At 60.7% G+C, this 10,106-nt stretch carries 9 protein-coding genes and 1 pseudogene; 8 read left to right on the forward strand and 2 right to left on the reverse strand.

The window, feature by feature from the left end:
* Positions 1 to 141: 141 nt before the first annotated feature.
* Positions 142 to 387 (forward strand): annotated as a pseudogene (locus tag V3C85_RS00100) (recombinase family protein); the annotation flags it as partial.
* A 20-nt stretch (positions 388 to 407) separates the two neighbouring features.
* Here the strand turns inward: V3C85_RS00100 and V3C85_RS00105 are convergent.
* Together V3C85_RS00105 and V3C85_RS00110 are read right to left on the reverse strand one after the other, a co-directional pair.
* The gene (locus V3C85_RS00105) at positions 408 to 803 is read right to left on the reverse strand and encodes a PIN domain-containing protein (RefSeq protein WP_331792958.1); all 396 of its coding nucleotides are present in this window, start codon (positions 801 to 803) and stop codon (positions 408 to 410) included.
* Complete coding sequence (locus tag V3C85_RS00110) at positions 793 to 1,020, reverse strand: AbrB/MazE/SpoVT family DNA-binding domain-containing protein (protein ID WP_331792959.1); 228 nt, start codon at positions 1,018 to 1,020, stop codon at positions 793 to 795. Before V3C85_RS00110 ends, V3C85_RS00105 begins: the two co-directional genes overlap by 11 nt.
* A gap of 216 nt (positions 1,021 to 1,236) precedes the next feature.
* Here V3C85_RS00110 and repA point away from each other — a divergent pair, with 216 nt between their 5' ends.
* The 7 genes from repA to V3C85_RS00145 all read left to right on the forward strand — a co-directional run bounded on the left by repA (position 1,237) and on the right by V3C85_RS00145 (position 9,602).
* The gene (gene repA / locus V3C85_RS00115; protein WP_331792960.1) at positions 1,237 to 2,421 is read left to right on the forward strand and encodes a plasmid partitioning protein RepA; all 1,185 of its coding nucleotides are present in this window, start codon (positions 1,237 to 1,239) and stop codon (positions 2,419 to 2,421) included.
* On the forward strand, positions 2,421 to 3,413 hold the full coding sequence (repB, locus tag V3C85_RS00120) for a plasmid partitioning protein RepB (RefSeq protein ID WP_331792961.1): 993 nt from the start codon (positions 2,421 to 2,423) through the stop codon (positions 3,411 to 3,413). Before repA ends, repB begins: the two co-directional genes overlap by 1 nt.
* Positions 3,414 to 3,595: 182 nt before the next feature.
* The gene (gene repC / locus V3C85_RS00125; protein WP_331792962.1) at positions 3,596 to 4,807 is read left to right on the forward strand and encodes a plasmid replication protein RepC; all 1,212 of its coding nucleotides are present in this window, start codon (positions 3,596 to 3,598) and stop codon (positions 4,805 to 4,807) included.
* Between the two features lie 178 nt (positions 4,808 to 4,985).
* The gene (locus V3C85_RS00130) at positions 4,986 to 7,172 is read left to right on the forward strand and encodes a ParB/RepB/Spo0J family partition protein (RefSeq protein WP_331792963.1); all 2,187 of its coding nucleotides are present in this window, start codon (positions 4,986 to 4,988) and stop codon (positions 7,170 to 7,172) included.
* 99 nt (positions 7,173 to 7,271) lie between these two features.
* Positions 7,272 to 7,745: a hypothetical protein gene (locus V3C85_RS00135; protein ID WP_331792964.1), complete on the forward strand. Its 474-nt coding sequence runs from the start codon at positions 7,272 to 7,274 to the stop codon at positions 7,743 to 7,745.
* A 383-nt stretch (positions 7,746 to 8,128) separates the two neighbouring features.
* Positions 8,129 to 8,293: a hypothetical protein gene (locus V3C85_RS00140; protein ID WP_331792966.1), complete on the forward strand. Its 165-nt coding sequence runs from the start codon at positions 8,129 to 8,131 to the stop codon at positions 8,291 to 8,293.
* 181 nt (positions 8,294 to 8,474) lie between these two features.
* Positions 8,475 to 9,602 carry a hypothetical protein gene (locus V3C85_RS00145; RefSeq protein ID WP_331792967.1) on the forward strand — a complete coding sequence of 376 codons (1,128 nt, stop codon included), beginning with the start codon at positions 8,475 to 8,477 and terminating at the stop codon, positions 9,600 to 9,602.
* The last annotated feature ends 504 nt before the right edge of the window (positions 9,603 to 10,106 follow it).

Here is a 10,106-nt window from a genome sequence, read left to right on the forward strand (position 1 = left end):
AGGTTCCGGGTGAACCTGACCAAAGCGGCAGGGCTGTGAAGCTCAAGAAACTTGACGCGTTGGTGAAGCGCTAAGGTGAAATTCCAGCGCTTCAGTTTCAGCTTACTGCTTCAATTGAAATCGGGAACTAAACGCGACAACGCCTATGTCCGTGACGGCTTCCTGCCCGAGACGGTGCTTGGCCGGGCCGGTCGTCGCGAGACGGACGACCGCCTGCCCGCCATCGTCGCCGCCATCAAGGGCGCGGATCCGGACATCACGCTTCAGGCGATCTGCAGCCGGCTGGAAGCAATGCGCGAGCGAACACCCCGTGGGCGGACAAGCTGGCAGCCGTCTTCAGTGAAGATGCTGCTGGAGCGGGCCGAGAGGCTGGGCTTGCTCGACTGAAGTGCGAGAAACCCATCCCCTCATGCGAAGGGGTTCACGATGCGGAGTTGGCCCTCCACCAACAGGCCATTTTGCATGTCCTCGCTCCATAGCGTCGTGCATCCCGCGATTAGGGCACTGGCTACGATCATTGCATCGTAGACCGAAAAGCCGTAGCGCTCTGCCAGTGCGCGGCCGACGTCGTGGGTCTGGAGGGTCAGTTCTTCGACTGCGCACAATGCGCGGACGCCAGCAAGAAAGGCACCTGTCTCTTCCCAGTTGAGCCCGGCCTTGCGACGGCAGTTCACCAGCGCCTCGTTCAGCACTTGAACGCTGATCCGGGGCCCCTGCCCCAGGATCACCTCAGCGCGATCAGCCTTCGGGCCGTCGTCGAGCAGGTACAGGATGACGTTTGTGTCCGCGAACTCAGCGCTCATGCGCGTCGTCGCGGCTTAGGCGTTCCGCCGAGGGCAGCTTGCCCCTAAAGCGGCGCAAACCCGTCAGCACCTCATCTGCGCGGGCCAAGCGACGCACCCGCACCTGGCCGTCATCCTTCACAAGGTCGATCTGGTCGCCTTCCTTGAGGCCAAGCTCGCGAACGAGCTCCGCGGGCAAGCGGACGGCAAGTGAGTTGCCCCATTTCGCGACCTGCATCGCAACCTCCTGGTGTGGATATACGGAGAGAAAAGTATATCATGCTTGGTATCAGTGCAAGCCCGACCGCGAGACTGTATCGTTCTTGTGCACGTTGGCAGTCCAGACACCAAATCTAGAAAGCACTTGCACGAATCTAAGTCCTCCGGCAATAGTCACGGAAAAGGGCGACTAAACGCCAGAATCCGTGAACACGACGCGGACGCGAGAGGGCAGATGAGCAGAGCCGATACACAGGAAGACCTGAACGCCGTGATCCGTCAGCACTCCGAGTTGTTGGCGGCACAACTGCATTCTCAGCGTGAGAGCCTGTTCCCACCCGACGCGTCCAAGTCTATGCGCAAATTCACTTCTGGAGAAGCGGCAGCTCTTCTGGGTGTCAATGACTCATACCTGCGAAAGCTTCACTTGGACGGCAAAGGACCTTCGCCCGAGGTTTCTTCAGGGAACCGTCGGCATTATTCAGCCGAAGATATCCAGAACCTTCGGGTTTTGTTGGAGAAAACGGCTCGGAAACCCGGCGACTATCTGCCTGGTCGTCGGGCTGGCGATCATCTCCAGATCATTGGGGTCATGAACTTCAAGGGCGGCAGCGGCAAGACCACCTCGGCAGCTCACCTCGCTCAGCGGCTGGCTTTGACGGGCTACCGCGTGCTGGCGATTGACCTTGATCCGCAGGCTTCGTTGACGGCCCTACACGGCGTTCAACCCGAGTTCGACCTGCTGGATGGCGGTACGCTCTACGATGCCATACGGTACGAAGATCCGGTTCCGATCTCCTCCGTCATCCGCAAGACCTACATCCCCAACCTCGATCTGATCCCTGGCAACCTTGAACTCATGGAGTTCGAGCATGAAACCCCGCGGGCCCTCGCCCGGGGCAATGCCGGCCTATTCTTCTTTCGGGTCAAGGAAGTCTTGGCCCAGGTTGATGAGCAATACGACGTTGTTGTGATCGACTGCCCGCCGCAACTCGGGTTTCTCACGATGTCCGCCCTATCGGCCGCCACCGGAGTTCTCGTAACGATCCATCCCGAGATGCTCGACGTCATGTCGATGAGCCAGTTCCTTCGGATGACAGCTGACCTTATGGACGTCATCGCCGACAGCGGCGCCGACATGTCGCATGATTGGATGCGGTACCTCTTGACCCGCTACGAGCCGACGGACGCACCGCAGAACCGCATCGTCGCGTTCCTGCGCACGATGTACGGCGACAAAGTTCTGAACGCGCCGATGCTCAAGTCGACCGCGATATCTGATGCGGGACTGACAAAGCAGACCCTCTATGAAGTCGAGCGCAGCGCCTTTACCCGCACGACCTATGACCGGGCCATCGAAAGCTTGAACGCGGTCAACGACGAGATCGCCCAGCTCATTCAAAAGACATGGGGGCGCTGATGACTGACAGCAAGAAGAAGCGCATGTCCATGCTCGACAGTCTGGCAACTGCAGGGACGCCCCCGGTTACTGGAAGCATGATGTCGAGCAACCGGGCGCTGCGTTCTGCGCGTGACGCCGTTGATGCACATCACGTTTGGGAGCTCGATCCTGCAGAGATTCAGGATGAGCGGTATTCGGATAGGCTCGATCCACAGGACGTGCATGATCTTCGTACGTCGATAGAACTCAATGGGCAAACCGTTCCGATCCTTGTTCGGCGCCACCCTGCCGAGACCAATCGCTATCTCCTCGTCTATGGCCGCCGCCGCCTCGAAGCGATCCGTTCCTCGGACAAGGTGAGCAAAGTCCGTGCTCTCATTGCAAACCTCGATGATACGGCAGCGCTTCGCGCTCAGGTTTCCGAGAACACTGGCAGACGTGACCTGAGTTACATCGAGCGCGCCCTCTTCGCTCAGGAACTGCTCGACAATGGTTTTGGCTCGCAGGCACAGATTGCCGAAGTGCTGAACTTGACCCGTTCGGCGGTATCGATGTCGATCTCTGTTGCCAAGGCGATCGGAACGGCCCTGGCCCATGCAATCGGACCGGCTCACGGCGTCGGCCGTCCCAGGTGGGAGGCTCTGGCGAAGGAGCTTGCCGATACGGGGATCGATCTCGCCGAACTTTGCCGAGTTGCTCTTGATGTCCGTGCAAAGGCAGCGGCAAGCGAACAGTCCGATGGCGAGCATCAAGCTGATCCATCGGTGGCGGCTTTTGAGGCCGTTGCACGGTACGCGAAAAAGAAGGTTGGTCCGGCGCTTGGCAAGAAACTGAGACCGAAGACCAAGGCGCTAATCATCGACGGTACCCCTGTGGGCGCTATCAAGAGGTCAAGCAGGGCGGTCCGGCTTGACCTGACAGATGTAGACGATGCCTTCGCGGAGTGGCTCGATACCCGCGCGCAGGACGTCCTCGAAGAGCTTCACGATCGCTGGAGAAGCGAGAGATGAAGAGAGGCAGAGCAGCAACGAAAAGGAGGCACGGCACAGGCTAAAGAAAAGGTCCCGCAAAGCTTGCGCTCCACGAGACCCAGACTTTGATCTTAGCACTTTCAAGGTAGTGGGCCAGCGCAAAAACCGCAAGTCATATGTGATTCGCGGAGCGGTTTTTCTATGCCTTCGTGAATGACATCATGGAGTACACACCGATCTCGCCGTTTATGCGGCCGATCTCGCATGCGCATCTGCGTGTGATCGAGCGTCCAGAGGCATCTGTTCCCGGGAAGCCCGTTAACAAGTGGGAACTCCTTCGCGAGTTGTCAAAGGCGCAGGCCGCTTTTGGGGTAACCGAACGCGATCTCACCGTTCTGCAGGGGCTTCTTAGCTTCTTCCCAGACGATGCGCTTGGTGGAAACGCTGAAATGGTCGTTTTTCCTTCCAACAAAACGGTCTGTGAGCGGCTGAATGGTATGCCTTGCTCGACGATGCGTCGTCACCTCAGCCGTCTGGTAGAGGCCGGCTTGCTCATGCGGCGCGATAGTCCCAACGGGAAGCGCTATGTCCGTAAGCATGGCGATGAGCGCGTAACCTTCGGCTTTGACCTCTCCCCCCTCTATTGCCGGGCAGAGGAGATTGCCCGGGCCGCAGAGGCTGTGCGTGAGGCCGAGGACCATGTGCGCCGGATCAGAGAGATCGTCAGCCTCATGCGGCGCGACCTGGCCGCCCTGGCAGAGTTCGGGCAAGAGATGCTGCCCGGTCTTGGCCTCTGGGACCAACTGCGCGACAAAGCGGCGCTCACAGCTCGGGCGCTTCGCCGTAAGCTTTCGATTGAGGACCTTTCGGCTTACCGGGCAAATCTTGAAACCCTTCTTGATCAGGCACGGAACCTCATCGATGGTCCTGAAACAGAAGATATGAACACCAATGATGCCCGTTTTGAGCGTCACCATCATACTTCAAATAAAGACTCTATAGATATTGAACCTGCCTTAGAAAAAGGCGAGGCGGCTGCCGACGCACCTGATGCGGATACGGGTAAGATTGAGGCTGACGTTGAACAGCCAGACACAAGACGCGTACCTAAGATCCCGCTCCATCTGGTGATCGCAGGCTGTCCATCGCTCAAGACCTTCTATCAGGGCGATATCCGACATTGGCACCAGCTTTTCGACGCCGCCTGCCATGTGCGACCGGCGATGGGGATCAGTGCCTCCGCTTGGGCGGAAGCGCAACGCTGCATGGGCCCGGAGCAGGCGTCGATTGTTGTTGTAGCGATGCTGGAACGCTTTGCCGAGATCAAGTCGCCGGGTGGATACTTGCGCGCGCTGACATCCAAGGCAGCGGCGGGCGAGTTCTCCTGTGGGCCGATGGTCATGGCGCTGATGTCCCGGCGAAGTGCGGCCTAGTGTTCACAGCTGTGAACATGCAGCCAAGAGACCATCCATCTCCGCAGTTCACAGCTGTGAACTTTAGTCGTCGTTCTTAAACGGAAGTCTCGAAAGAGGGAAAGGGCTGTGGGTTTGAGGGGTGACGGGAAGTGAGATCGGGAGAGTGGCTTCCGGCGCCCGTCGTGGAGAAGATCTGATGGCGAAAGTTGCCCAGAAAGTCATCCTGTCCTCGTCGCGGGACATCCCCTTCGACAAGCTCGCGCTGAGCCAGTCCAACGTCCGGCGCATCAAGGCGGGCGTCCCCATCGAGGAACTGGCAGAAGACATCGCGCGGCGCGGGCTCCTGCAGGGGTTGAACGTGCGGGCTGTTCTCGATGCCGATGGTGTCGAGACCGGCATGTTCGAGATCCCGGCCGGCGGCCGTCGTTTCCAGGCGCTGTCGCTGCTGGTGAAGCAGAAGCGGCTGGCGAAGACTGCACCGATCCCCTGCATCGTGCGGGATGCTGCGTCGGAGATCCTCGCCGAGGATGACTCGCTGGCGGAGAACATGCAGCGCGTTGCCCTGCATCCGCTCGACCAGTTCCGCGCCTTTCAGGCCTTGCGCGAGAAAGGTCAGGGCGAGGAAGCGATAGCGGCGGCCTTCTTCGTCACGCCCCAGATCGTGAAGCAGCGCCTGAAGCTAGCTTCCGTGGCCCCTGCCCTCCTCGATGTGTATGCCGAGGACGGCATGACGCTGGAACAGCTGATGGCCTTCACCGTGACCTCTGATGCCGCGCTTCAGGTGCAGGTTTGGGATGCGATCAAGAACTCCTGGAATAAAGAGCCCTATGCGATCCGCCGCATGCTGACGGAAACCTCCGTACGGGCCACCGACCGTCGGGCGACCTTCGTCGGGATCGAGGCCTATGAGGCCGCAGGCGGGACCGTGGCCCGCGACCTGTTCCAAGGCGATGACGGTGGCTGGTTGGAAGATCCCGCTTTGCTCGATCGGCTCGCCGCTGAGAAGCTCCGGGCCGAGGCGCAGGCCCTGGTCTCCGAGGGCTGGAAATGGATCGAGGTTGCGACCGACCTGCCCTATGGCTTCAGCTATGGTTTGCGCCGCGTTCATGGCGAAGCCGCTGCGATGTCGGAAGCCGAGACCGTGGAGCATACCAAGCTGCTGTCTGAATATCGCGCGCTGGATGCCGAGTGGTCGGAGGCGGACGAGATCCCCGAAGACATCGACGCGCGGCTCGCGGAACTCGCCGAGGCCATGGAGGCTCTTGAGGCACGTCCGATGATCTTCGATCCGGCGGAGATCGCGCGGGCCGGGGTTTTCGTGACCTTTGATCGTGACGGCCAACTGGTCATCCACCGTGGTTTCGTTCGCCCCGAGGATGAAGCGCCGATCCAAGGGCCGGATGCCGAGGACGCGGCGGGGCAGGGCGGCGATCCCCATCTCACAGGATCGGAGCCGACGCAGTCCTACGTCGATGGTGCCGGGTCGGCCGTGATCACCTCGGGCGGCCAGCCGTTTGTGACGACCTCCGAAGATGACGACGACGGCGTGCTGAAGCCGCTCTCGGAACGCCTGGTGATGGAGCTCACCGCCCACCGGACGCTGGCGCTTCGCGAAGCCGTTGGCCGCTCGCCAGACGTCGCCCTGACCCTGCTTCTGCTGAAGCTGGTGACCGACACCTTCCGCAGCTCGTCCGCCACCGGCTCATGCCTCGAGGCGTCGGTGCGGCACGTGTATATGGCGGCACAGGCCCCGGAGCTGAAGGATAGCGCAGTGGCTGAGGCCATCGATGCCCGTCATGCTGCCTGGGAAGCAGAATTGCCCTTGGGCGATGACACTGCGCTCTGGGAGCGACTGTCGACGCTGGACCAGGCCAGTCGCCTGGCGCTTCTCGCCCACTGCCTGAGCTTCGGCGTCAATGCGCTGCATGAACGGGTGAACCCCTATGGCGCGGGCATCTCGGCCTCTGGTCTCACGCGCCGGATGAAACACGCCGACATGTTGGCCAAGGCGGTGGATCTAGACATGGTCGAGGCAGGATGGGAACCGACGGCCGAGACCTATCTCTCCCGCGTTCCCAAGGCACGGATCATCGAAGCCGTGCGCGAGGCGAAGGGTGAGGGCGCGGCCCAACTCATCGACCACCTGAAGAAGGGCGACATGGCTGTCGAGGCCGAGCGGCTGCTCAAGGGCACCGGTTGGCTGCCGGAGGTTCTGCGCCGGGCGGACCTCGTGGCACTTCAGGGTGAAACATTGGAAGGGCAGGGCGACGAGGATGGGATTGCGCCGGAGGAAGAGGACATGTCCTCGGACACGGTCGACCTTCCGGCCTTCCTCGTCGCCGATTTGCCTGACGATCTGGCACAGATGATCGCTGCCGAGTGACATTTGCCCCCGAGGGCGGGGAAACCCGCCCTCGTTTCACACAAAACACAACAATATCAATAATATGAGCGAAAATCTTCGCGCTCAGAATGAGGAATCATGTCCGCAACGACCATTATCGATACAGCACCTCTGGGTGCCCTGATCCGTTACACCGACGGCAGCCCCAAACCTCCTGCGCGGTTCACCAAGAAGCTTGCCGCTTGGGAGCGCTCCAATGGAATCGGCCGTCTTGTGAAGAAGGAACCGCCCAGGCCTTATGCGACTTGGACCGCTCCAGCTTCCTTCACGCTTCACGAAGGCAACTTCTCTTCCGATGGGGTCATCCTCGTCACCATCATGCGCAGCCATTCCGCCGACAGTGGCCTGACCTTCGACGTCGTCGAGGTGCCGCAGCCGGGTCAGGTCAAGATCCTCCTCGATTTCGGCGGGGCGATCGAGCTCCTGCACCTTGCCGCAAACGAAACGGCGGCAGAGCTTTGGATCGCCAGAGAAGGGTATCGCAATGCAAGGCTGGAAGTGGTCGGCGCCAGCGACGACGACACGGCAGGGGAGGCGAACCTCGCCGCCTGAGCCTTTACGACAGAAGCCTGAGGCCCGCCCAAGGGCGGCGATCTCCCAAGATGACCCTGTCCCCCAAAGAGGGGCAGGGCGCCATAGGTCCCATCCCCGTCTCGCCTGCTCGTACCTTCATCCTGGCAGCAGTCTGGCGGGGTGTGCATCAGCGGGTCCATCGGCTCCTGGGGCTTGAGCCCCATCCCCCGCTCGCCATTCCCTTCCTTGGCCCGAGGCCGGTCTTCGAGATCAAGCCGCGAGGGCTCGGACTACGGGGCAAGCCCGTGCCGCCGGGCGGATTCGAGCAAGTCGAACGCACCCGGTGATGTCAGACCGTCTCGGGCCTTCGGGGTCCTGTCGCGCGGGGGATGGTCCTCCGCCTCCAGACAGGAGCCGAAAAGATGTCCCGCAAAGATGCACACGCCTACGCCGCCAGCCTCGCCGCCACGCTGATGGTCGCCATCGTGGTCTTCCAGGCCGGGGATGGGTCCTATGGTGCCGTCCCCGCCGATGAAATCGACGGAGACGAGGTGGCCATTGTGGGAGAAATCGATCCCTTTCAGTGAGGCTTCGGCCTCACTCCGCAAAGGCCCGGGCGGCGCGTTGGCGCCACCCGGGCCCTTCTTCTGTCAGCCACTGTGGCCGACAGGTACAAGGCGCCAAGACGAGCTCGGCACGACCTCCTCCCCAGAACAGGCAGATCGCGCAAAACCGCGACAGCCAATTTGTTCGACCAGTCGGGGGGCGATGTTCGAGGAAATCAAGTTGATCGCCCTGCAACCGACGGGAATAGTACCCTTCGATTGGGAAGGGACCCCGAAGTTGCTCTACAAGGATCTGATCGCCACCTATGGCGCTTCTCTGGCTGGCCGGTCGTCTTTGCAAGATGACATGGTGTGGCACCTGGTCCCATCGGATGACCTGACCCGATTTCGCCGATATGCACTCGACGCCCTGATGAAGGCCAAGGTCTATCTGCTCGACCATCTGGCGGCGAACTACGCAGACACCTTGCATGATACCTTACAGGAGCGCGCTGTGGGCACCGGAACTCAGGCGATGTCCTACCTCGGCGATATTCGGTTCCCCGCGAAGGTAACGTGGGTTGAGTTCGATTGTCGGGCTTTGGGTATCGCCCGTTTCGAGAGGCGCGCGCCGTCGACGCTTCACGACGATGGCCCTCGAGGTTCCGGATTGCACGGCTTCCTCATCGACAATCGTCAAGAAGACCATCTGAGAATAACGATGTTCGCCCGACCCGAAGGGGCAAGGGTCATGGACCCGATGAGTTTCATGCGGCTCAATCGAACGGCTTCAGGTCAGCTGGACTATGAGGATGTGAAGTTCGAATTCAACCAGTCGATGATCGATTTTCGCGTCCGAACAGGGGACTCCGAGCAGAAGCTCGAAGCAAGGCGAACCATTCACTTGATCAACACAGGCTCGGAGCTGTTCATTCCTTGTGCGCTGTTCGCAATGTTGGTTTCGCCGGACCTCGGTGGCATCATTCCTTCCGAATCCGAGACCTTTACTCCCAAGGAGGCAAAGACGGCCCGAAAGTTCGGGAAGTCCTGGATTCTGGGTGCCCAGAAATCGCATCTGACCATCAGGATCGGCCCACAAGCTGTCGCGCATATGCAGGAAAGGTTGGCCCGTCAGGCGTTTGAGCGCCTCTCGCAAGAGGAACGCAACGGGCCGGTTCGTCATTGGGTGACCGAGCATGAGCGTCACTACCGCAGCGGCAAAGTGGTGTTGATCAAGGGACACCACCGAGGACACCCGCCAGACCCCGGTCTGCCGACGCGCGTCATGGGCCCAAGACCTGAGGCTATCGATTTCTCCGGTCGGGCGAACCCGCCGTCCGGGTCAGATTGAGCAACTCGGTCCTGATCCGATTTCTGGCCTAGACTGAAATCGGCCACTGTGGGTCCCCCGCCTGACATGTGACCGATCGGCTTTCAGAACCATAACTCGTCGCAATTGTCGACGCTTGGATGGCCGAGGCCCGTTCCAGTCAGTGAGGCTGTCGTCCTTCGCAGCGATGGTCTCTGGTCGTCGTATGCAACACCGCCGCGCATTGGTCTTCCGTGGTGAGGCCGGTCACAGATCTGAACCTCTTGCCCATTCGGCAGTTCTATCGGCGCCCCTGTCTTTAGATTGAAATCCGGTGTTCAGGTGCTGCTCGGTGTTCCAGCGGCTCCGCAGTATCAGCGCGGGGTAGGGTAGTAGCCGGACGGAGGGGCAAGGGGCATGTGTGGGCGTGGTGAGACCTTTTCATATTCCCGGGATGGTTCCCCCTTGGGCCTGACATCGCCGGATGAGGTCGGCTGAACTCGTCTGCTTGGGGTTCTCTCCCCTGTGGTCTGGTTGAGGCACCTC

Origin of the sequence: Pseudotabrizicola sp. L79, assembly GCF_036553525.1 — a bacterium.
Taxonomy (GTDB): domain Bacteria; phylum Pseudomonadota; class Alphaproteobacteria; order Rhodobacterales; family Rhodobacteraceae; genus Pseudotabrizicola.

Coding starts and splice junctions, on each gene's coding strand:
- repB (WP_331792961.1), top strand. CDS start 2,421: ATGACTGACAGCAAGAAGAAGCGCATGTCCATGCTCGACAGTCTGGCA.
- V3C85_RS00145 (WP_331792967.1), top strand. CDS start 8,475: ATGTTCGAGGAAATCAAGTTGATCGCCCTGCAACCGACGGGAATAGTA.
- V3C85_RS00130 (WP_331792963.1), top strand. CDS start 4,986: ATGGCGAAAGTTGCCCAGAAAGTCATCCTGTCCTCGTCGCGGGACATC.
- V3C85_RS00105 (WP_331792958.1), bottom strand. CDS start 803: ATGAGCGCTGAGTTCGCGGACACAAACGTCATCCTGTACCTGCTCGAC.
- V3C85_RS00135 (WP_331792964.1), top strand. CDS start 7,272: ATGTCCGCAACGACCATTATCGATACAGCACCTCTGGGTGCCCTGATC.
- V3C85_RS00140 (WP_331792966.1), top strand. CDS start 8,129: ATGTCCCGCAAAGATGCACACGCCTACGCCGCCAGCCTCGCCGCCACG.
- repA (WP_331792960.1), top strand. CDS start 1,237: ATGAGCAGAGCCGATACACAGGAAGACCTGAACGCCGTGATCCGTCAG.
- V3C85_RS00110 (WP_331792959.1), bottom strand. CDS start 1,020: ATGCAGGTCGCGAAATGGGGCAACTCACTTGCCGTCCGCTTGCCCGCG.
- repC (WP_331792962.1), top strand. CDS start 3,596: ATGGAGTACACACCGATCTCGCCGTTTATGCGGCCGATCTCGCATGCG.